This is a genomic window from Pantoea sp. Acro-807 (genome assembly GCF_011752675.1).
GTDB lineage: Bacteria > Pseudomonadota > Gammaproteobacteria > Enterobacterales > Enterobacteriaceae > Pantoea > Pantoea eucrina.
In genome coordinates this window covers 149,534-170,846 of record NZ_VWXE01000001.1, presented here as the reverse complement: position 1 = coordinate 170,846, position 21,313 = coordinate 149,534, and the positions used below count along the sequence as shown (strand labels likewise).

The following is a 21,313-nucleotide window of genomic DNA, read 5'->3' as shown; positions in this document are numbered from 1 at the left end:
GTTGATACATGGCTAAGTTCTTTATCGATCGCCCCATTTTTGCATGGGTGCTTGCCATCATCATTATGATGGCGGGTGCGCTATCGATCATCAGCCTGCCGATTGAGCAATATCCCAATGTTGCGCCACCGGCGGTTGAGATCCAGGCATCTTATCCGGGTGCGGATGCAAAAACGCTGCAGGATTCTGTTACGCAGGTTATTGAACAGAATATGAACGGCATCGACGGGCTGATGTATATGTCCTCGAGCAGTGACTCATCCGGTACGCTGACGCTGACGCTGACCTTCCAGTCCGGTACCGACGCGGATATCGCGCAGGTACAGGTGCAGAACAAGCTGCAGCTGGCGATGCCGCTGCTGCCGCAGGAAGTACAGCAACAGGGGATTCAGGTTAAAAAATCCTCCAGCAGCTTCCTGATGGTAGCCGGTTTTGTCAGTGACGATGGCAGCATGACGCAGAACGACATTGCGGACTATGTCGCCTCTAATATCAAAGATCCTATCAGCCGTACCACAGGCGTAGGTGATACCCAGGTGTTTGGTGCACAGTATGCGATGCGTATCTGGCTCGATCCGCACAAGCTGAACAACTATCAGCTGACGCCGGTTGACGTCATCAGCGCGCTGCAGACGCAGAATACCCAGGTCGCTGCCGGTCAGCTGGGCGGTACACCGCCGGTGCCGGGCCAGCAGCTTAACGCCTCGATTATTGCTCAGACCCGCCTGACCTCAACCGATGAGTTTGGCAACATCATGCTCAAGGTGAACCAGGATGGTTCGCAGGTGCGTCTGCGCGACGTGGCAAAAATTGAACTGGGTGGTGAAAACTACGAAGTTATTGCCCGTTACAACGGCAAGCCCGCATCCGGTATCGGTATCAAGCTGGCGACCGGGGCTAACGCACTGGATACCGCAGAAGCGGTTAAAGCAGAGCTGGGTAAACTGGAGCCGTTCTTCCCGTCAGGCATGAAGACCGTCTACCCGTATGACACGACCCCGTTTGTAAAAATCTCCATTTTCGAAGTGGTTAAAACCCTGTTTGAAGCGATTGTGCTGGTGTTCCTGGTTATGTATCTGTTCCTGCAGAACTTCCGCGCCACGCTGATCCCCACCATCGCCGTACCGGTGGTGCTGCTGGGTACCTTCGCTATCATCAATGGTTTTGGCTACTCCATTAACACGCTTACGATGTTTGGTATGGTGCTCGCCATCGGCCTGCTGGTTGATGACGCCATCGTGGTCGTCGAGAACGTTGAGCGCGTTATGGCAGAAGAGGGACTGCCGCCGAAAGAGGCGACCAAACGCTCCATGGAGCAGATTCAGGGCGCGCTGGTCGGTATTGCGCTGGTGCTCTCTGCGGTATTTATTCCCATGGCGTTCTTTGGCGGTTCGACCGGGGTTATCTACCGTCAGTTCTCGATCACCATCGTTTCAGCGATGGCGCTGTCGGTGCTGGTCGCGCTGATCCTCACCCCTGCCCTCTGTGCCACCATGCTCAAACCGATTAAAAAAGGTGAGCATGGTAAAACCACCGGCTTCTTTGGCTGGTTCAACCGCATGTTCGACAAAAGCACCAATCACTATGTCGACAGCGTCAGCCATATTATCCGCAGTACCGGCCGCTATCTGGTGATCTATCTGGTCATTGTTCTTGGCATGGCGTGGCTGTTCCTGAAGCTGCCGACCTCCTTCCTGCCGGAAGAAGATCAGGGGCTGTTACTGGCGCAGGCGCAGCTGCCAGCCGGTGCAACCCAGGAGCGTACTCAGAAAGTGCTGGATCAGGTAACGGACTACTTCCTGACCAAAGAGAAAGATAGCGTCAATTCCGTGTTCACCGTTAACGGCTTTGGCTTTGCCGGCCGTGGTCAGAACACCGGTATCGCGTTTGTCAGCCTGAAGCCGTGGGATGAGCGTGGCAGCGCCGATCTGAAAGTACCGGCTATCGCCGGACGCGCCATGGGCGCACTGGGTCAGATTAAAGATGCCATGGTCTTCCCGTTCAACCTGCCGGCCATTATCGAACTGGGGAACGCCACCGGTTTTGACTTCCAGCTGATTGATCAGGGCAACCTGGGCCATGAAAAGCTGACCGAAGCGCGAAATCAGCTGTTTGGCATGATCGCCCAGCATTCAGATACGCTGGTTGGCGTACGTCCGAACGGCCTGGAAGATACGCCGCAGTACAAACTGATTATCGATCAGGAAAAAGCGCAGGCGCTGGGGGTATCGCTCTCTGATATCAACACTACGCTGGGCGCCGCCTGGGGCGGATCCTACGTCAACGACTTTATCGATCGCGGTCGCGTGAAGAAAGTGTACGTTATGGGTAAAGCGGATGCGCGCATGCTACCGGATGACATTGGCAAATGGTATGTGCGTAACAGCGCCGGCAATATGGTGCCCTTCTCTGCCTTCTCCTCGGCGAAATGGCAGTATGGCTCACCACGACTGGAGCGTTACAACGGTCTGCCTTCCATGGAGATCCTCGGTCAGGCTGCGCCGGGCAAGAGCTCGGGTGACGCGATGGATATGATGGAGGAGCTGGCGTCGAAACTGCCAACCGGTATTGGCTACGACTGGACCGGCATGTCCTATCAGGAACGTCTGTCAGGTAACCAGGCCCCGGCGCTCTACGCGATCTCGCTGATTGTCGTCTTCCTCTGCCTGGCGGCACTCTATGAGAGCTGGTCTATTCCGTTCTCGGTGATGCTGGTCGTGCCGCTCGGCGTGATTGGCGCGCTGATCTTCACTACCCTGCGCGGGCTCAGTAACGACGTCTACTTTGTAGTCGGACTGCTGACCACGATTGGTCTTTCCGCTAAGAACGCCATTCTGATCGTCGAATTTGCGAAAGATTTGATGGATAAAGAGGGCAAAGGCCTGGTGGAAGCGACGCTGGAAGCGGTACGTATGCGTCTGCGCCCGATTCTGATGACCTCACTGGCGTTTATCCTCGGTGTACTGCCGCTGGCAATCAGCAGCGGTGCCGGTTCCGGCGCTCAGAACGCAGTAGGTACCGGCGTAATGGGAGGAATGGTCACCGCTACCGCGCTGGCAATCTTCTTTGTACCGGTCTTCTTCGTCGTGGTGCGTCGCCGCTTCAGTAAGCATAAAGCGGACCTTGAAGGCAGCCATCCGGCTGAACACGCGAAACACTGATTGACTCCTTAATGAAAAAGGCCGCAGATGCGGCCTTTTTTTATGGTGCCTGATGACGGTTGCAATCGCGCCATAACGGGCGCATAATATTGTTATATTATAACATTACATAGGAATCGTCATATGAAGCCTGATATCCACCCGCACTATCGTCCGGTTCTGTTCCATGACACTACCGCTGATGAGTATTTTAAAGTGGGATCAACCATTAAAACTGAACGCACCATCGAGTTTGAAGGCGAGGTTCTGCCCTACGTGACGCTGGATGTCTCCTCCAAATCGCACGTTTATTATACCGGCAAACAAAAAGAGTTCGCCAAAGAGGGCAGCGCGGCGCGCTTCAACAAGCGCTTTGGCAGCTTCCTGACGCGCACCAAATAAAGGAGCAGTACGATGCAGGTCGTGAGTTCACTTCGGTCGGCTAAAACCCGCCACCGGGATTGCAAAGTGGTACGACGTAAAGGCCGTATTTATGTGATTTGCAAATCCAATCCACGTTTCAAAGCGGTTCAGGGAAGAAAGAAAAAGCGTTAATGCGTTGTGAGAGTTTGGCCGGGATGCTCCCCGGCCTTTTTTATTGCATGCTTTTCAGCATCGCTTCCGCGTTATGCCGAAATGCTGCCGTATAGGTCGCAGCCGGACCGCCAGCAGCGGAGAGCGCCTCCGGATAGAGTTCGCCGCCGGGCTGCGCCCCCGATTCACTGGCTATCTGTTTAACCAGGCGCGGGTCGGTCTGATTTTCAATAAAGTAGCGGTGAATATGCTCACGCCTGAGCTGCTTAATAATCTGCGCAACGTCGCTGGCGCTGGCTTCTGCTTCCGTGGAAAAGCCGACCGGTGCCAGGAAGGTAACGCCATAACGCTGTCCGAAGTAGCCAAAGGCGTCGTGGCTGGTCAGCACTTTGCGCGCGCTGCGCGGCACGGCGTCAAATGCAGATTTAGCCCAGCTGTCGAGCTGCTGCAGCTGCTGAATGTAGCGTTCGCCGCTGCGCCGGATGTCGGCGGCGTCCTGCGGATCGGCTTTTATCAACGCCTGCATTACGTTACGCGCATAAATTTCACCGTTCTGCAGATTGTTCCAGGCGTGCGGATCGGTAACGGTACTGCCCTCCTCTTCCATGGTACGCGTGCTGATGCCGCTCGATGCCACCACCACATCGCCGCGATAGCCTGAAGCCGTTATCAGCCGATCCATCCACCCTTCCAGACCGAGACCGCTGACAAACACCACGCTGGCCTGCGCCAGCGCCTGGCTATCCTGTGGCGAAGGCTCAAAGGTATGCGGATCGCCATCCGGCCCGACCAGCGAGGTGACACGCACATGATCGCCGCCAACCTGTTTTACGATATCGGCCAGCACGGTAAAACTGGCTACCGTGTTGATAGTACCGGCCTGCGTAAACGGGCTGACCAGCATCGCGCTGGTTATCAGGCTCAGTGCAATAAACTTCATTTGTATCCCCTTATCAGTATATTAACGACGACGCAGCACGCCGCCGCATGGCCCTGTCAGAACAGAGAGCAGAAACAGCCCGGCGGCACTCAGCACCACGGCTGGTCCGGCAGGCAGTGAGTAGTACCAGGAGAGCATCAGCCCGCTTAGCGCAGCAGCGATTGCCAGCAGCATAGCGATAAACAGCAATGGGGTGAGCCGACGGCTCCAGAAGCGGGCGCTGGTAGCGGGCAGCATCATCAGCCCGACGGACATCAGCGTTCCCAGAATCTGAAAGCCAGCAACCAGGTTCAGTACGACCAGCAGCAGAAAAAGCCCCTGTACCAGCGGTGCGCTCCAGCGGTTCTGCACCCGCAAAAAGTCGGGATCGAAGGCGTCAATGACCAGCGGGCGGAAAATCAGCGCCAGCGTCAGCAGCGTGAACGTGGCGATAGCGGCAACCAGAACCAGCGCACGAGTGTCGACTGCCAGCAGTGAACCAAACAGCACGTGCAGCAGATCCACACTGGAGCCGCGCAGCGAAACCAGCGTGACCCCCAGCGCCAGCGAGCCAAGATAAAATCCGGAAAAGCTGGCATCCTCTTTTAACGGGGTGTAACGACTGACGGCACCGGAGAGCAGCGCCACCACCAGCCCCGCCAGCAGTCCGCCTGCGCCCATTGCCACCAGCGACAGACCTGAGAGCAGGTAGCCAACCGCTGCACCCGGCAAGATCGCATGCGATAGCGCATCGCCTATCAGGCTCATCCGGCGCAGTGACAGAAATACGCCCAGCGGAGTGGCGCTCAGCGCCAGCGCAACACAGGCCACCAGCGCGCGACGCATAAAGCCAAATTCGATAAAAGGCTGCAGCAGCGTCATGACGTCACCTGCACTCTCTCTGGCGAGTGGTCCAGCGACAATTCTGCGCTGAAGTAGCGGCTGACCAGCGGCCTGTCGTGCAGGACCACCAGCAGCGTCGTGCCCTGCTGCTGCTGCTGCCGGAGCAGCGCCATCAGCAGAGTAGTGGTGGATGCATCGATAGCGCTGAAAGGTTCATCCAGCAGCCATACCCGGCTCTGCTGCATCAGAAGCCGGGCAAAAAGGACCCGCTGCAGCTGGCCGCCAGAGAGCGTGGCAGGCTGCGCATCAGCAAACGCCCGCATCTGTACGGCGTCCAGCGCGGCGTCGATCTCTCTGCGCAGCGCCCGGTTAATGCCGCCAAACCAGCCGCAGCGCGGCCAGCAGCCGGTGGCAACCAGTTCATACACCGTAAGCGGAAAACGCGTCTCCAGTTCGCTACGCTGTGGCAGCCAGCCAATAGCGCTGGCGGGCACGCCGATCGGGCAGGAGCCGGAGACCGGTGCAATTACGCCAGCCAGCGTTTTCAGCAGGGTTGACTTGCCGCTGCCGTTTGCGCCGGTCAGCGCGGTCATACTGCCGGCAGCCAGTTTTCCGTCGGGGATCGCGGTTATCGCCTGCCCGCGATAGCCAACCTGGAGCTGATTAAAGTGGATCATGCCGTGGTGCCCCAGAAGACGCAGAGCATTAGCAGAGTAATAAGTATCATGACAACCATCAGACGACTGCCGACGGAAAGTAACAGACCGCTGTTGCGCATCGCGTCCACCATTATGTTATAACATAACAATATGCTACTGGATTTAACGGTGACGCGCGTGCAGAGAAGTGTTTCAAAAATTGATCGTCCGTGCACCGGGCAGATCGCCAGTGGCATCACCCATCGCAATAATCGCTGGTAGCGTTAATCGCCTGCTTGCATTACAACCAGCAAGACTCAATGATAGCGGTACGATCTTTTTTTACGGAATACGCTATGCAGGCTATTATTAATGTGGACGTTGCGGCAGATGAACATGACTGTGACAAACTTCGCAGCGTCATCCAGGGGAATATTCTTAAAATAGCTGAAGCGCTGGCCGGAGAGTTAGACTGGTATTCGCAAAGTGCTCAATTAGTTCCTGAAAGTTTTCAGGTGCTATCTATTAAAACCATTAATCCAGATAGTTTTAAAATGCTTTATGAATTTTCCTGGGATTTATTTAATCCCTGCCTCGATTTGAACGAAACCTTTACCCGACATGAAGAAGTTATGTTCCACATAAAGCCCGGTGCGCTGGTGTTTGATGTGATTGACAATACGCGCCTCTCCCCTGCTGATGAATTGTAATATTTGGTAATTGAGGTGAGCAAAACTAATGATTGTGGATTACATTTAACAGGTCGCTGAATTATTTTTATTCGTGATCGCTCCCTGGTAGCTCTTTTAAATCTCGCCGCGTTGCGGCTCCTGTGCTCGCTATGGAGGGAAAAAGATGGACGAATACTCACCGAAACGGCATGATATTGCCCAGCTTAAATTCTTATGTGAAAACCTGTATGACGAGAGTATGGCTACCCTGAGTGAAAATCATCGCGACTGGGTTAACGACCCTGCCTCCTCTGCTAATTTACAGCTCAACGATTTTATTGAGCATATCGCCTCTTTCACAATGAATTACAAAATTAAGCATACCGAAGACGAGTCGCTGATTTCTCAAATCGATGAATATCTTGATGATACCTTTATGCTTTTTAGCAGTTACAGTATCAATGCAAAGGATCTTCAGCGCTGGCAGCGATCCGCTAAACGCTTATTTAATATTTTCGCCGAAGAGTGTGCTTATCTTCAGCAACCGAGCCATTCCTTTTAGCATCAGAGTGAGAAGATTTTTTTCATGAGCAATCAAACCCTGACCAAGACCGACTATTTGATGCGTCTGCGTCGTTGTCGTTCAATTGATACCCTTGAACGGGTCATCGAAAAAAATAAGTATGAATTACCGGATAGCGAACTGGCAGTATTCTATTCAGCAGCAGATCATCGCCTTGCTGAACTGACCATGAACAAGCTTTACGATAAAGTGCCAGGCTCTGTGTGGAAATATGTTCGCTGATAAAGCGTGCAGTGCTGTTGAGTGACTGAAGCGGAATAAGGCAAGGGAGTGCCGTAAAATCCTGGAGAGGCGCGGCTATTTGCTGGCCCGAAATGGGTGGAGGCCCTGCCAGCTACATCCCGGCACACGCGTCGCCTGCTGCGGCTGCTTCCTTCCGGACCTGACCGAGTTCACAAGTTAGCGTTGCGGGAGAACCAACAGGGCCTCCATTGAGTGCTCTCTTTTCGGAGAGCGGGGGCATTATCAGCGAACGCCTGTGCAATTGCAAGGGTGAGCCAGACAACCGTTGTTTTCTTGAACAGGCGTACTCTGTCAGCTACCCTGCTTCTGGTTTCCCTCTGTTTCTTACTCCCGATAATGAATGATTCTCTGAATTTTGCCGCACGCGTGTGGCACATTGTGGCCGCAATACCGCGCGGTCAGGTAACCACCTACGGTGATATCGCCTTACTCGCCGGTTCACCGCGCGCTGCGCGTCAGGTCGGCGGTGTACTGCGTCGCCTGCCGCCGGAAAGCACGCTGCCCTGGCATCGCGTTGTTAACCGTTACGGACAGATTTCCCTGCAGGGTGACGATCTGCTACGTCAGCGCGATGCGCTGGAGGCTGAAGGCGTCGTTGTCAGTGAGGAAGGCGGGATTGATATGGCACGCTATCGCTGGGAAATTTAATCAGCAGGCCCGCAACGGGCCTGCTGATGCTGCAGATTACAGGCTGGTCGGCGCCGGTACTGAAGCCGATGGCGTTACCTGAGTAGGCGACGTCGACGGAACCGTGGTAGCGGCACCCGGCTGCGTCGGCATTGCGCGATTGGCAACCGGCACCAGCAGCAGTTCAGCTTTGGTGCCGCCCTGATTGATCACTGGCTTTACCGTGTCCGTAACAAACGCCAGTTTGCCATCCATAGTGATGGCTGCGCTCAGCAGAATGCGCGCGTCTGGCTTAATGTCTGCCGGATTAAAGGGCAGAATAAACTGGAACGGTGACTGTTTGCCTTCGGTACGCACGGCACGCTGTGCCAGCACTTTAGAAGGCGCGTCCGCCAGCGACGCATCTGCCAGCGTAACGGTCAGTACTGCATCCGGCGGCAGCGCGATGCGCTGACGGATATAAACAGAACCGCTTACGTTAGGCTGCTTGATGGCCGACTGCTGGCTGGCAACCGCCGAGCCAAGCGTAGGCGTCGGAACCGGTTTGCTGTGGTCAGCACACCCTGTAATCGCCGCCGCCAGTGTCATACCGCTAATAACCTGCCAAAGTTTCATCGATGTCGTCTCCTTATGAACACTATGATTGTCGGCGGTTAATTTTTTAGCTGGCATTTCAACCGCCGATTGCTCTTAATTCTGGCACAGAAATCCGCATTGCGCCTGGCGCGTCGCCCGTCATCAGAAATCAGCGCAAATCCGTTGCGCAAACTGGTCGGATCTTTCACACTTGCGCCATATCTGCTGATGAGGACATGATTATGAGCCAGGCGCTGACTAACCTGCTTACGCTATTAAATCTGGAAAAACTGGAAGAAGGCCTGTTCCGCGGGCAGAGTGAAGATCTCGGTCTGCGTCAGGTGTTTGGCGGTCAGGTGGTGGGCCAGGCGCTCTATGCTGCTAAACAGACGGTGCCGGAAGATCGCATTATTCATTCATTTCATAGCTATTTTCTGCGTCCCGGCGACAGCCATAAAGCGATTATTTACGATGTTGAAACGCTGCGCGACGGTAAAAGCTTCAGCGCGCGCCGCGTCAGCGCAGTCCAGAATGGTCAGCCTATTTTCTATATGACCGCCTCATTTCAGGCGCCTGAAACCGGGTTTGAGCATCAGAACAGCATGCCCCCGGTACCGGGTCCGGATGAACTGCCCTCTGAACGCGATCTGGCGCAAAAACTCGCCGCGCATCTGCCGCTGAAGCTCAAAGAGAAGTTTCTCGCTGAGCGACCGCTGGATATCCGCCCGGTTCAGATCCACAACCCGCTTAAGGGCCACGTGGCTGAGCCGGTGCGCCAGGTCTGGGTGCGCGCCAATGGCCAGATGCCTGCCGATCGTCGCATCCATCAATATGTGCTGGGCTACGCCTCCGACCTTAACTTTTTGCCGGTGGCGCTGCAGCCGCACGGCAAAGGGTTCCTGGAAGCGGATATGCAGGTGGCCACGATCGATCACTCGATGTGGTTTCACCGCCCGTTCGATCTCTCAGAATGGCTGCTTTACAGCGTGGTGAGCACGTCTGCCTCTGGCGCGCGCGGCTTTGTACGCGGCGAGTTCTATACGCAGGAGGGTACGCTGGTGGCGACCACGGTACAGGAAGGTGTTATGCGTCAGCGCGACGCATAAAAAAAGGGGCGACCTGGTCGCCCCTTTTCTTCATTTTTAGCTTACTGGTTATATGCGTTTTCGCCGTGGCTGTTTACATCCAGACCTTCACGCTCCTGCTCTTCCGGTACGCGCAGGCCGACAATCACATCCGCCAGCTTGAAGCCGATAAAGGCCACCACGCCGGACCAGACTACGGTAACGATACAGCTGAATATCTGGACCCAGACCTGATGCCCCATAGTGACGCCTTCCGCATAGCCAACGCCACCCAGTGAGCTGGAGGCGAAGACGCCGGTCAGGATGCAGCCGAGGATGCCGCACACGCCGTGCACGCCAAACACATCGCAGGGATCATCGACGCGCAGCCATCTTTTCAGCGTCGTAACGCCCCAGATGCCCGCGAGTCCGCCCGCCAGACCGATGATCAGTGCGCCGCCAACGCCCACGTAGCCACAGGCTGGCGTAATGGCGACCAGGCCGGCGATAAAGCCGGAGCAGGCACCCAGCAGCGAAGGCTTACCGCGCAGCGCCCACTCACCAAAGACCCAGGAGAGCACCGCACCGGCGGTAGCGACAACGGTGTTCACAAACGCCAGCGCAGCAATTTCGTTCGCCGATGACGCTGAACCGGCGTTAAAGCCAAACCAGCCGACGTAGAGAATGGCCGTACCGAGAAACACCATCGGCAGGTTATGCGGTTTAAACGCCTCTTTACCAAAACCGGCACGCTTTCCGACCAGATACGCGCCCACCAGCCCCGCGACAGCGGCGTTGATATGCACCACGGTACCGCCGGCAAAGTCCAGCGCGCCATCCTGTGCCAGATAACCGCCGCCCCACACCATATGCGCAATCGGCAGATAGGAGAGCGTCAGCCAGACGCCGACGAAAATCAGCACCGCTGAGAAGCGAATACGCTCAGCCAGCGCGCCCACGATCAATCCGACGGTAATACAGGCAAACGACGCCTGGAACGCGACGTGAATATATTGATAAAAGCTGCCCATGACGGCTTTCAGCTCGATGTTTTTCAGCATCACCCACTGGAAGTTGCCGAAAAAGGCGTTGCCTTCGCTAAAGGCTAACGAGTAGCCATACACAACCCACAATACGCAGACCAGGGCAAAGGTTACGGCAACCTGTGTGAGCATGGACAAGACATTTTTACCGCGGATCAGGCCGCCATAAAACAGCGCGATGCCGGGAATTGTCATAAAAAGTACCAGCGCGGTACAAATCATCATAAAGGCGTTGTCCGCTTTATCTGCGACCGCAGGGGCAGCAGCCAGCGTCAGAGTGGGTAACAGCGCCAGGCTGGCAAGGCCCAGTTTCATCATCATTTTTTTCATTTTTTTCATCCCATCTCAAGTCAGAACCCGGATCAGAGCGCCGCTTCGTCAGTTTCACCGGTACGGATACGGATCACCCGCTGCAGCTCAGCAACGAAGATTTTGCCGTCGCCAATTTTGCCGGTGTAGGCCGCTTTACTGATGACATCAACCACTTCATCCAGCTGGTCATCTGCAATCGCGATATCGATTTTTACTTTTGGCAGGAAGTTAACGCTGTACTCGGCCCCGCGATAGAGTTCGGCATGTCCTTTCTGACGGCCGAACCCTTTAACTTCAGATACCGTCAGCCCCTGAATGCCAATGGAGGATAGTGCCTCACGGACATCCTCCAGCTTGAATGGTTTGATTACCACGGTAACCAGCTTCATACGTCCCCTCCGGATTAAACACAACTGCGCGATGTATACGCAGTGGTTAAAGCAAAGGGTGTGCCAGAAGTGCAAAACGCGGTTAAACGCGGCGGCGGTACAGGCTCAGCGCGGGGCGGCATTGCCGGAGAGAAAGAACGGTACGGGGGTCTGCACCTCTTTGGTGCTCAGGGCGTCAAAGAGGTGCAGAAGCGAGAAAAGAACGGGTCAGGATGAACAAAAAAGGTGCAACTCAGGCGGATGCGCCGGCCGCCAGCTGCTCGCCAGCCTGCTGCAGCTGATACATCTGCCAGTAGCGCCCCTGCTGCGCCAGTAGCTCTGTATGCGTACCGCGCTCGGCAATATGGCCGCGATGTAACACCAGGATTTGTTCCGCCTCCATAATTGTCGAGAGCCGGTGCGCAATGACCACCAGCGTGCTGTGCTGGCGCAAAGTGCGCAGCGCCTGCTGAATCGCCTGCTCGGTGCCGGAATCGATGTTCGCGGTAGCTTCATCGAGGATCAGGATCTGCGGCGGCGCGACCAGCACGCGAGCCAGCGCCAGCAGCTGTTTCTGCCCGACCGAAAGCGTATTGCCCTGCTCTCCCAGTCGCGTATGGATACCGTCCGGTAGCGCGCGGGCCAGCGTAGCGAGCTGCACGCTCTCCAGCGCCTGCCACACCCGCTCTTCAGGGATCGCCCGCCCCAGCTGTACGTTAGCCAGCAGCGTATCGGCCAGCACCACCGGATCCTGCTGCACCATGGCAATGCCGGTGCGCAGCGCATCGTGCGAGAGCGAAGAGACCGGACGCCCGTCCAGCACAATCGATCCGTGCTTTACCGGATAGTAACCCATCAGCAGGTTTGCCAGCGTGCTCTTGCCGCTGCCGGTATGCCCGACCAGCGCAACGAAGCCCCGTGACGGCACGGTAAAGGAGATATTGCTCAGCACGTCGCGATCGTCGCGATAGGCGAAACTGACGTCGTGCAGCGCAATTTCTCCGGAACGCAGCGGAGCACTTTCGCTGCCATACCCCTGCTGATGCGCATCAACCAGTTCAAAGATGCGCTCACCCGATACCACCGCCTGCTGCAGCATCGACTGCTGCGTCGTCAGTTCGATCAGCGGCTCATTCAGCCGGCCCAGGTAGGTGATAAAGGCATAAAGCACGCCGACTTCAAATGCGCCGGGTGAAGCAAAACTGAATAGCAGTAACAGGCCGCACAAAATCAGTGCAGAAAAGAGGCTAAGCAGCGGACGCAGCAGAAATCCGTCCAGCCGCAGCGTCTGCATGCGCGCCATATAATGGGCGCGACTCGCTTCGCTCATGCGTGCCCCAAAACGCGCCTGCTGCCGGAACTGCTGGATCACGCTCATGCCGTTGATCACTTCGTTAAAGCCGTTGTTGATATCCGCCAGATAACTGCGAACCCGGCGGGCAATCGGGGTACTGTAACGCTGATAAATCAGCATCACGGTCAGCACCAGCGGGAAAATAACCAGCGCCACCAGCGCCATACGCCAGTCGAGCGAAAACATGGCGACCAGCATCGCGCCAATCAGCGCGGCGCTGCGCAGCACGGTGGCGACTACGGTGACATAGAGATCTTTAATAACCTCGGTGTCATTGGTGACGCGCGAAATAATCTGCCCCACCGGCTGGGTGTCGAACGCGCTCAGCGGCTGGCGCAGCGCCGCGTTCATGACATCAACGCGCAGCTGCTGCACCACTCCGATTGCCGCACGGTTAAACAGCAGCGCCTGAAAATAGTGCAGCGCCGCCGCCATAAGCTGCAGCAGAATAAAACTCACCAGTAATCCCGCCACGATGCCCCACGGCATCTGATGTCTGGCGATCAGGCGATCGATAAAATAGCTGACCAGCACCGGGCCGGTCACCTCGGCCGCCGCCGCCAGCCAGAGCATACCGGTTGCCAGCCACAGCGAGCGGCGCCAGGGTTTTCCGTATGCCAGCAGCCGTTTCAGCGTCGGCCACAGCCGCTGCGACTTAGCCATGCTGCGCTCCTGTTGCGGTTTCATCTTTGTTTTCACTCTCATCATCCAGCGCCGCTTCCAGCTGCTGATAGCGGTACATATCGCGGTACCAGCCCGGCTGCGCCGCCAGCTGGTCATGATCGCCTCGCTGCGCAACGCGCCCCTGCTGCAGCACCAGAATTTCACTCGCTTCCGTTAATGCCGAGAGACGGTGCGCGCTGATAATCAGCGTACGGTTCTCTCCCCAGATGCGCAGGTTATGCAGGATGTCATGTTCAGTACGTCCATCTACCGCAGAGAGCGCATCATCCAGAATCAGGATCTCCGCCTCCAGCAGCAGCGCACGGGCAATCGCGATACGCTGCTTCTGTCCGCCCGAAAGCATGACCCCACGCTCTCCGACCTCTGTCTCATAGCCCTGCGGCAGGCGCAGAATATCCTCATGCACGCAGGCCATTCTTGCCGCCTGCTCAATCTGCTGCTGCGTGGCGTCGGGACGACCCAGCGCCAGATTGTTTGCCACGCTGTCAGAAAACAGAAACGGCGTCTGGCTCACTATCGCCAGGCGGCTGCGCCAGCTGTCCAGCTGCAGCTGCGCCAGCGGCAGCTCGCCGTAGCGGATCTCTCCCCGATCGATATCGAAGTGGCGCTGGATGAGGCTGAGCAGCGTGCTTTTACCGCAGCCGGTCGGGCCACATAATCCCAGCATCTGCCCTGGCTGCAGCTTCGCATGGATATCCTGCAGTACGGCATTTTCTGTCCCCGGGTAGTGAAAGGCGTCAATGGCGAGCTGCAGCACAGCCGGCTCAGGCGGTAACGTCAGGGTGCCGTCAGCCACTGCCGGCGCTTCAGCCAGCAGCGCGCGAATACGGCTCCAGGCCGCACTGCCGCGCTCCACGATGTTGATCATCCACGCCAGCGCCAGCATCGGCCAGATCATCAGCCCCAGATACATCACAAAGCTGGTGAGCTGACCCAGCGTCAGGATACCGTGCCATACCATCCAGCCGCCGCCTGCGATCGCCAGCAGGTTGGAGAAGCCAACGGCGACGTAAATAATGGGATCAAATCGCGCATCCACCCGCGCAACATGCAGATTTTTACGTCCGGTATCGCTGGCGATGTCAGCAAACTGCTGCGACTGGTGATCTTCCAGTCCAAATGCTTTGATCATACGGATGCTGGTCAGGCTCTCCTGCGTCTGATCGTTAAGGCTGGAGAACGCCGCCTGCGCAACTTTAAAACGCTGATGCAGCCGGGAACCATCCCGCTGGATCGCCAGCGCCATAAAGGGCATCGGGATCAGCGCCAGCAGCGTCAGCTGCCAGCTTATCTGCGTACTCATGACCGCCAGCACTACCAGCCCCATGACCAGGGAGTCCACCAGCGTCAGCACTCCCTCTCCCGCTGCAAACACAACGCGGTCGACATCATTCGTTGCGCGCGCGATGAGATCGCCGGTGCGATGGCGCAGATAGAACGCAGGATGCTGCCGGCTTAGCTGACGATAAAAGTCCTCGCGCAGCTCTACCGCCAGCTGATACGAGGCGCCAAACAGCAGCACGCGCCAGACATAGCGCAGCAGATAAACGATAACGGCGGTCAGCAACATGACGCCGATCCACATCATAATCTGCCCGGCAGAGAGCCGCTGCTGCGTGACGCCATCGACAATTACGCCGACCAGATGCGGCGGGATCAGCTGCAGTAAAGCGATGATAATAAGCAGGCAGACAGCACCGGCATAGCGGCGCCACTCACGCAGGAAATACCAACTAAGCTGGCTGAATAATCGCACAATCTCTCTCTTTATTTACGCTTCAGGGCACAACGGGCAGCGCGGTTGAGTATTTAATCTCTTCCATCGCAAAGCTGGAGGTGACATCTATCAGGCCCGGCACGCCATTCACCAGCCGCTTATAAAACGCGTCGTAGCTCTTCATATCCGCAACCTGTATTCGCAGCAGATAGTCATACTCACCGGCCATACGGTAGAACGCCATGACTTCCGGCATTGGCTCAACCACGGCGACAAACTGCCTGAACCATTCGCTGCTGTGCTGCTGCGTTTTGATCAGCATAAACGCGGTCAGTGACAGACCGAGTTTTTCACCATCCAGCAGCGCTACGCGCGCCCGGATGATACCGTCATCTTCAAGTTTTTTCAGGCGCTTCCAGCAGGGCGTGGTGGTCAGATTGACCGCCTCTGCCAGCGCCTGCAGCGATAGCGTGCAATCCTTCTGCAAAAGGGCGAGCAGCTTACGGTCAACTTTATCTATCATCACGCCTCACCGGAGAATATTTTTCTCTGAAAAGCCGATTATACCCTGGTTTTAGCAACCTCTTTTTCCTGCCCGTGCCGTACACTGGCGGCAATGAAAACCGGAGAGAATCGCCATGCAAACCCCCTGGATCCGCCACGCCATTAATGAGATCAACGCTGATATCCAGCGCTCGGCTGACACACACCTGATCCGCTTTACGCTGGACGATTTCCCGGGCATCTTTTTCTATCTCAAAGATGAGAGCACGCACCCCAGCGGCAGCCTGAAACATCGCCTTGCGCGTTCGCTGTTTCTGTATGGACTGGCTAATGGCTGGATCGGTGAAAAAACCCCGATTATTGAAGCGTCATCCGGCAGTACTGCCGTATCGGAAGCCTACTTTGCCCGGCTGCTCGGCCTGCCGTTTATCGCGGTTATGCCGGTCAGTACCGCAAAGCGCAAAATTGAGATGATCCGTTTTTATGGCGGAGAGTGCCATTTTGTGGCTGATCCGTGCCAGCTCTACGCGGAGTCTGAGCGGCTGGCGCGTGAACTCAACGGCCACTTTATGGATCAGTTTACCTATGCCGAGCGCGCGACGGACTGGCGCGGCAATAATAATATTGCTGAAAGTATTTTCCGGCAGATGGCGCATGAGCCGTTTCCGGTGCCGCATACGCTGATCATGAGCGCCGGCACCGGCGGCACTTCCGCCACGCTGGGCCGCTATATTCGCTATCAGGGCTACTCCACCCGCCTGCTGGTTACTGACCCGCAGCATTCGGTATTTTTTGACTACTGGCACAGCCGGGACAGCAGTTTGCGCAATGCACGCGGCAGCCTGATTGAAGGAATCGGCCGCCCGCGCGTCGAACCCTCTTTTCTGCCCGACGTGATTGATGAGATGATCAAAGTCCCCGATGGCGCCACGCTGGCGGCTATGCTGCGGCTGGAACAGATCCTCGGGCGGCGCCCCGGCGCTTCAACCGGCACCAACTTCTGGGGCATGATGCAGGTGGCGAAACGCATGCGCGCCAGCGGTGAACGGGGCGCGCTGGTTACGCTGCTCTGCGACAGCGGCGAACGCTATCCTGACACCTATTACAACCCGGCGTGGGTTGCGGCGCAGATTGGCGATATTCAGCCCTGGCTGCAGGCGCTGCAATAAAAAAACCGGACATCCGGTCCGGCTCACGGCAAGACTCAGCCCCTGGGGGAGTAATCAAGGTGGGGCGTGGTCAGCCAGTGATTTAAATAGTGAGACACCGCCTGTGTCTCGCAATGGCCGATAACCGGCAAATGCGGCAGCGCGGCTTTAAGCTGATGCATCGCGTTGCCCATAACAAAGCCTTTACCTACCTGCTCCAGCATCTCGCGATCGTTCATCGCATCGCCAAAGGCCATACACTCCGCCAGCGGCAGATCGAGATGTTCGCACAGTCGCGCCAGCGCCGCGCCTTTATGGCAACCTGTCGGCAGAACCTCAAGACAGTCCCAGGCGGAAAAACAGATAGTGGCACGCGCGCCCAGCGCCTGCTGCAGCTCTTCCTGCAGCGCCAGCAGCATCTCGTGGGGTGCGATAAAACAGATTTTGGTGATGTTATTTCCTGACATCTGCTGCAGATCGCACAGCTGATAGCTAAATCCGCTCAGCGAGTGCGCCTCCAGCGCGCCAGGCAGTGGCTTATCAGTAAACCAGCCCTCGTCGGTAAACAGGTGAATGGAGGCTGGCGTTTCCCAGCGGGTTCGCATGACCTGCTCTGCGACGTCCGCCGGCAGATCGCAGCCATACAGCTGGTTGCCCTGCGGGTCGTGAATACGCGTGCCGTTACCGGTTATCAGCCAGGCAGGCAGCGTGATCTGTGTACGGATCACCTGCATATCCAGCAGATGGCGGCCGGTGGCAAAAGCCAGAATCACATTGCGCTGCTGCAGCGCATGCAGGGTTTCCAGCGTCTCTTTACCTAACTGATGCGTGGGCAGCAGCAGCGTGCCGTCCATATCAAATGCTGCAAGACGAGCCATGCCTGTTCTCCTGTCGGGGGATGCTTTTACTATCGCCTGGTAATTACGGAACGAATAGTGAATACTTTTTGAAAACTGTTCCGGGTTTAACTATGCGTGAACTTCATCGTGTCAGCCAGTTTCAGCGGCTGTGGCACGCCAGCCAGGGAGAGACGCAGCGACTAAGCGTTGCCATGCTGGCTCAGCGCTGTTTCTGCAGCGAACGTCATGCGCGTACTCTGCTGAAAAAATGGCAGCAGGCGGGCTGGATCCGCTGGAGCAGCCAGCCGGGGCGCGGTAAGCAGGGTGAACTGCAGTTTCTGATCGCACCGGAGACGCTGCGCCAGCAGCTGCTTAACCGCCAGCTGCTGGCGGGCGAACCGATCCAGATGCTGCAGACGCTTGATCTGCCGCCGGAACGCCTGCTGCAGCTGCTGCAGCCACTGATGGGCGGGCACTGGCAGGATCGTATGCCGGTGCTGCGCATTCCTTATTATCGTACCCTGGCGTTCCCGGCCCCCCTGCAGCCTCTCGGCCGCGCTGAGCAGCATCTGGCCCGGCAGATTTTCTCTGGCCTGACGCGCGTAGAAAACAACCGCGTCAGCGGCGATCTGGCGCACCACTGGCAGCATGACAGCAGCGGACTGAACTGGAGCTTCTGGCTGCGTCCGCAGCTCAGCTGGCATAACGGCGAGCCGCTGTATGCCGCGCAGCTGGCAGCGGTCCTGCAGCAGATTATCCGCAGCCCCGACGGCCGCGCGCTGCTTGCCAGCGTGGCGCAGATTGACGCGCCACATCCGCTCACGCTGCGTATCCGGCTGCATCGGCCCGACTACTGGCTGCCGCAGCGGCTGGCCCATCAATTCTGTCTGCTGCCGCACCCCGACAGCCCGCAAACCGGCAGCGGCCCCTGGCAGCTGGTGCAGTTTACCCCGACCCTGCTGCGGCTGGAGAGCTATGCGCGCTGGCATCTGCAGCGCGCGCTGATCCAGCGTATTGAATACTGGATCACGCCTGCCCTGTTTATGCCGGAACAGGGCAACAGCTGCCGGCATCCGGTCCAGATTGCGATTGGCAATGCTGACGAACTGCAGCAGCTGCGGCCGGTAGACCGCAGTATCAGCCGCGGCTTCTGCTATCTGGCGACCCGCCCCTCGCTGCGTTTCAGTACGGCTCAGGCCCGGACGCTGATTACGCTGATCCAGCGCAGCGATGTGATCCGCCAGCTGCCGCTGGCAGAAGGATTGATTACGCCGAGTCACTCGCTGCTGCCCGGCTGGCCGGTTCCGCAGACCGGGGCGGACCCCGTTGCCCTGCCCGCCCGACTGACCCTGCATTACCATCTGCCGGTTGAACTGCACGTGATGGCGGAGGCGCTGGTTACGCTGCTGGCTTCACACGGCTGTGAGCTGAGCTGCGTCTTTCATGAGGTAAAAAGCTGGGGCCACGCGCAGGATCTCACCGCAGCGGATATTATTATGGGCGACCGGCTGATCGGTGACGCGCCGCAGTTTACCCTGCTGAACTGGCTGGAGCAGGACAGATTGTGGCAGCCGCTGCGCGACAGCTTTCGTCAGTCGCTTCAGCAGATCGCCCGTGAGCCAGACGACAGCGTACGCTCGTCCGCCGTTCAGCAACTTTTCCATACGCTGATGAGCGAAGGTTATCTGCTGCCGCTGTTCAACTACCGTTATCAGGTACTGGCGCCAGCGGGCGTTGAAGGTGTGCGGCTGACTTCACTGGGCTGGTTTGACTTTACCCGGGCGTGGATCCCGCCGCCAGCCGTCAGCCCTGTTCACTCCGGCGCTGACGCAGTACCATAAGAGACCACACCAGGAGAGATAAGTTAATGAAACGCGCCGTTGTCGTTTTTAGTGGTGGACAAGACTCCACCACCTGCCTGATTCAGGCTCTGCAGCACTATGATGAAGTTCACTGCGTCACCTTCGATTATGGCCAGCGCCACCGCGAAGAGATCGAGGTGGCGGCGGAGCTGGCACATAAACTGGGCGCGCGCGCGCATAAAGTACTGGATGTCACCCTGCTTAACGAACTGGCGATAAGCAGCCTGACGCGCGATAACATTCCGGTACCGGCCTATGAGGCTGATGCCAGCGGATTACCCAGCACCTTTGTCCCGGGCCGTAATATTCTGTTTCTGACGCTCGCTTCTGTCTACGCGTATCAGGTAGAAGCTGAAGCTGTTATTACCGGCGTCTGCGAGACCGACTTCTCCGGCTATCCCGACTGCCGCGATGAGTTTGTTAAAGCGTTAAATCACGCGGTCAGCCTTGGCATGGCTCGCGAGATACGTTTTGAGACGCCGCTGATGTGGCTGAATAAAGCAGAGACCTGGGCGCTTGCTGATTACTGGCAGCAGCTGCCGCTGGTGCGGACAGAGACGCTGACCTGCTATAACGGCATTAAAGGAGATGGCTGCGGAACCTGCGCCGCCTGTCATTTACGTGCCCGCGGGCTGGCGGAGTATCAGGACAATGCCGCCGCGATAATGACGGCAATGAAGCAAAAAAGCGGCCTGCGCTGAGTCAGCATGTCGCTGGCGTGGCGTCAGCAGTGACGCCACGGTTTAACGTCCGGCCATGAGAGTGGCCAGGCGTTCGCGCAGTTCTCCCTCCAGCGGCACCGCTTTTTGCGTCCGTAAATCGATACAGACAAACGTCAGCAGAGCGTCAGCCACCAGAGTGCGATCTTCTGCAAGCAGCACACGCTGTGCGATGATCCCGCTGCGACCGCTGAGCTGTGACACGTCACTTTCAATGACCAGACGGTCGCCCAGAACCGCAGGCCGGCGATAGTTGATGTTGATGTTTACTACCACGAACGCCAGTTTTTGCCCCATCAGCCAGTTAAAGGCGTCCGCTTCTTCCAGCCACTGCCAGCGCGCCTCCTCCAGAAATTCGAGATAGCGCGCGTTATTAACGTGCTGATAGACATCCAGATGATAGCCGCGCACTTTGATTGTGGTTTGCATCAACGCTCCTGAACAGGCTGAAATTACTAACTGGTTGGACCTGTTGAGCATAGCACAGCCTGTTGCCGGTCTTCACAGATTCTTCAGCGTCGCGAAGTGCTTCACAGTTTGAGCCGATCGCTGTTGCGTTCGACCAGCGCGCTGCCGATACCCGGCACTTCTTTGAGCTGATCCAGCGCGGTGAAGCGCCCATACTCTTCGCGATAGCTGACGATCGCCTGCGCTTTTTTCAATCCGATGCCATTCATGGCGCTCGCCAGCTGCTCCGCGGTAGCGTCGTTGATGCTGACCGCTCCGGCCGTCAGCGATGCGGGCAGCTTCGCCTGTGCTTCCGCGGGCTCTCCCGCCGCATGCGCAAGAGTGCTGCCGCAGAGTGCGCCGCCCAGCGCCAGTGTCAGACAAAATGCGTGAAAAGTAGATTTGTTCATGCTGTTTTTCTCCTTGTGTTTGACAGCATCAGCAGCGTGTCACAGCAGAGGATGTCCGGCAAAAGGCG

The 21,313-nt window shown here is 57.2% G+C and carries 23 protein-coding genes and 1 other RNA gene; 11 read left to right on the top strand and 13 right to left on the bottom strand.

Annotated elements, in window-relative coordinates; translation table 11 throughout:
- The first annotated feature begins 8 nt into the window (after positions 1-8).
- From F3J39_RS00850 to ykgO, 3 genes are all read left to right on the top strand, one after another.
- The gene (locus F3J39_RS00850; RefSeq protein WP_039383009.1) at positions 9-3,161 is read left to right on the top strand and encodes a multidrug efflux RND transporter permease subunit AcrB; all 3,153 of its coding nucleotides are present in this window, start codon (positions 9-11) and stop codon (positions 3,159-3,161) included.
- Positions 3,162-3,284: 123 nt separating this feature from the next.
- Positions 3,285-3,542 carry a type B 50S ribosomal protein L31 gene (locus F3J39_RS00845; protein ID WP_039383008.1) on the top strand — a complete coding sequence of 86 codons (258 nt, stop codon included), beginning with the start codon at positions 3,285-3,287 and terminating at the stop codon, positions 3,540-3,542.
- Positions 3,543-3,554: 12 nt separating this feature from the next.
- Positions 3,555-3,695, top strand: coding sequence for a type B 50S ribosomal protein L36 (gene ykgO / locus F3J39_RS00840; RefSeq protein WP_071668939.1), 141 nt, complete (start codon positions 3,555-3,557; stop codon positions 3,693-3,695).
- Positions 3,696-3,735: 40 nt separating this feature from the next.
- On the opposite strand, the gene F3J39_RS00835 is transcribed toward ykgO, so the two are convergent.
- From F3J39_RS00835 to F3J39_RS00825, 3 genes are read right to left on the bottom strand one after another with little or no spacing between them, the layout of a single operon-like run.
- Positions 3,736-4,614, bottom strand: coding sequence for a metal ABC transporter substrate-binding protein (locus tag F3J39_RS00835; RefSeq protein WP_094111508.1), 879 nt, complete (start codon positions 4,612-4,614; stop codon positions 3,736-3,738).
- Between the two features lie 21 nt (positions 4,615-4,635).
- The gene (locus F3J39_RS00830; protein WP_094111507.1) at positions 4,636-5,475 is read right to left on the bottom strand and encodes a metal ABC transporter permease; all 840 of its coding nucleotides are present in this window, start codon (positions 5,473-5,475) and stop codon (positions 4,636-4,638) included.
- Positions 5,472-6,113: an ATP-binding cassette domain-containing protein gene (locus F3J39_RS00825; protein WP_039383005.1), complete on the bottom strand. Its 642-nt coding sequence runs from the start codon at positions 6,111-6,113 to the stop codon at positions 5,472-5,474. Before F3J39_RS00825 ends, F3J39_RS00830 begins: the two co-directional genes overlap by 4 nt.
- A 317-nt stretch (positions 6,114-6,430) precedes the next feature.
- Here F3J39_RS00825 and F3J39_RS00820 point away from each other — a divergent pair, with 317 nt between their 5' ends.
- The 3 genes from F3J39_RS00820 to F3J39_RS00810 all read left to right on the top strand — a co-directional run bounded on the left by F3J39_RS00820 (position 6,431) and on the right by F3J39_RS00810 (position 7,550).
- Entirely contained in the window at positions 6,431-6,784 is a 354-nt protein-coding gene (locus F3J39_RS00820; RefSeq protein WP_039385744.1) for a hypothetical protein, read from the top strand.
- 145 nt (positions 6,785-6,929) lie between these two features.
- On the top strand, positions 6,930-7,307 hold the full coding sequence (tomB, locus tag F3J39_RS00815; RefSeq protein ID WP_039383003.1) for an Hha toxicity modulator TomB: 378 nt from the start codon (positions 6,930-6,932) through the stop codon (positions 7,305-7,307).
- 24 nt (positions 7,308-7,331) lie between these two features.
- Entirely contained in the window at positions 7,332-7,550 is a 219-nt protein-coding gene (locus tag F3J39_RS00810; RefSeq protein ID WP_039383002.1) for an HHA domain-containing protein, read from the top strand.
- A gap of 103 nt (positions 7,551-7,653) precedes the next feature.
- Here F3J39_RS00810 and ffs read toward each other — a convergent pair.
- Positions 7,654-7,750: signal recognition particle sRNA small type (ffs, locus tag F3J39_RS00805), an RNA gene on the bottom strand.
- 157 nt (positions 7,751-7,907) lie between these two features.
- Between ffs and F3J39_RS00800 the strand changes: the two genes are divergently transcribed.
- Entirely contained in the window at positions 7,908-8,219 is a 312-nt protein-coding gene (locus F3J39_RS00800; protein ID WP_039383001.1) for an MGMT family protein, read from the top strand.
- A gap of 36 nt (positions 8,220-8,255) precedes the next feature.
- Here F3J39_RS00800 and F3J39_RS00795 read toward each other — a convergent pair whose 3' ends face one another.
- Positions 8,256-8,813 carry a YbaY family lipoprotein gene (locus tag F3J39_RS00795; RefSeq protein WP_039383000.1) on the bottom strand — a complete coding sequence of 186 codons (558 nt, stop codon included), beginning with the start codon at positions 8,811-8,813 and terminating at the stop codon, positions 8,256-8,258.
- A gap of 203 nt (positions 8,814-9,016) precedes the next feature.
- Between F3J39_RS00795 and tesB the strand changes: the two genes are divergently transcribed.
- A complete protein-coding gene (gene tesB / locus F3J39_RS00790; RefSeq protein ID WP_039382999.1) occupies positions 9,017-9,880 on the top strand; it encodes an acyl-CoA thioesterase II in 864 nt (287 codons plus the stop codon).
- A 41-nt stretch (positions 9,881-9,921) separates the two neighbouring features.
- Here the strand turns inward: tesB and amtB are convergent, their stop codons facing one another.
- The 5 genes from amtB to F3J39_RS00765 form a co-directional block, all read right to left on the bottom strand.
- The gene (gene amtB / locus F3J39_RS00785) at positions 9,922-11,211 is read right to left on the bottom strand and encodes an ammonium transporter AmtB (RefSeq protein ID WP_071669033.1); all 1,290 of its coding nucleotides are present in this window, start codon (positions 11,209-11,211) and stop codon (positions 9,922-9,924) included.
- Positions 11,212-11,243: 32 nt separating this feature from the next.
- Positions 11,244-11,582: a P-II family nitrogen regulator gene (gene glnK / locus F3J39_RS00780; RefSeq protein WP_003850469.1), complete on the bottom strand. Its 339-nt coding sequence runs from the start codon at positions 11,580-11,582 to the stop codon at positions 11,244-11,246.
- 232 nt (positions 11,583-11,814) lie between these two features.
- Positions 11,815-13,578: a SmdB family multidrug efflux ABC transporter permease/ATP-binding protein gene (locus F3J39_RS00775; RefSeq protein ID WP_039382998.1), complete on the bottom strand. Its 1,764-nt coding sequence runs from the start codon at positions 13,576-13,578 to the stop codon at positions 11,815-11,817.
- Complete coding sequence (locus F3J39_RS00770; protein ID WP_104084630.1) at positions 13,571-15,355, bottom strand: SmdA family multidrug ABC transporter permease/ATP-binding protein; 1,785 nt, start codon at positions 15,353-15,355, stop codon at positions 13,571-13,573. The genes F3J39_RS00775 and F3J39_RS00770 overlap by 8 nt, the downstream gene beginning before the upstream one ends.
- Before the next feature lie 22 nt (positions 15,356-15,377).
- The gene (locus tag F3J39_RS00765; protein WP_039382996.1) at positions 15,378-15,839 is read right to left on the bottom strand and encodes an Lrp/AsnC family transcriptional regulator; all 462 of its coding nucleotides are present in this window, start codon (positions 15,837-15,839) and stop codon (positions 15,378-15,380) included.
- Between the two features lie 115 nt (positions 15,840-15,954).
- On the opposite strand from F3J39_RS00765, the gene F3J39_RS00760 reads away from it, so the two are divergent.
- The gene (locus F3J39_RS00760; RefSeq protein ID WP_039382995.1) at positions 15,955-16,989 is read left to right on the top strand and encodes a PLP-dependent cysteine synthase family protein; all 1,035 of its coding nucleotides are present in this window, start codon (positions 15,955-15,957) and stop codon (positions 16,987-16,989) included.
- A gap of 35 nt (positions 16,990-17,024) precedes the next feature.
- On the opposite strand, the gene cof is transcribed toward F3J39_RS00760, so the two are convergent.
- Entirely contained in the window at positions 17,025-17,846 is an 822-nt protein-coding gene (gene cof / locus F3J39_RS00755; protein WP_094111504.1) for an HMP-PP phosphatase, read from the bottom strand.
- A 92-nt stretch (positions 17,847-17,938) separates the two neighbouring features.
- Here cof and F3J39_RS00750 point away from each other — a divergent pair, with 92 nt between their 5' ends.
- Both F3J39_RS00750 and queC read left to right on the top strand, forming a co-directional pair.
- The gene (locus tag F3J39_RS00750) at positions 17,939-19,648 is read left to right on the top strand and encodes an SgrR family transcriptional regulator (protein ID WP_145339246.1); all 1,710 of its coding nucleotides are present in this window, start codon (positions 17,939-17,941) and stop codon (positions 19,646-19,648) included.
- Positions 19,649-19,674: 26 nt separating this feature from the next.
- Entirely contained in the window at positions 19,675-20,370 is a 696-nt protein-coding gene (gene queC, locus F3J39_RS00745) for a 7-cyano-7-deazaguanine synthase QueC (RefSeq protein ID WP_039382992.1), read from the top strand.
- 42 nt (positions 20,371-20,412) lie between these two features.
- Here the strand turns inward: queC and F3J39_RS00740 are convergent, their stop codons facing one another.
- Both F3J39_RS00740 and F3J39_RS00735 read right to left on the bottom strand, forming a co-directional pair.
- Positions 20,413-20,817, bottom strand: a complete 405-nt coding sequence (locus F3J39_RS00740; protein ID WP_166713757.1) for a YbgC/FadM family acyl-CoA thioesterase — start codon at positions 20,815-20,817, stop codon at positions 20,413-20,415.
- A 101-nt stretch (positions 20,818-20,918) separates the two neighbouring features.
- Positions 20,919-21,245 carry a helix-hairpin-helix domain-containing protein gene (locus F3J39_RS00735; RefSeq protein WP_166713756.1) on the bottom strand — a complete coding sequence of 109 codons (327 nt, stop codon included), beginning with the start codon at positions 21,243-21,245 and terminating at the stop codon, positions 20,919-20,921.
- Positions 21,246-21,313: the final 68 nt, after the last annotated feature.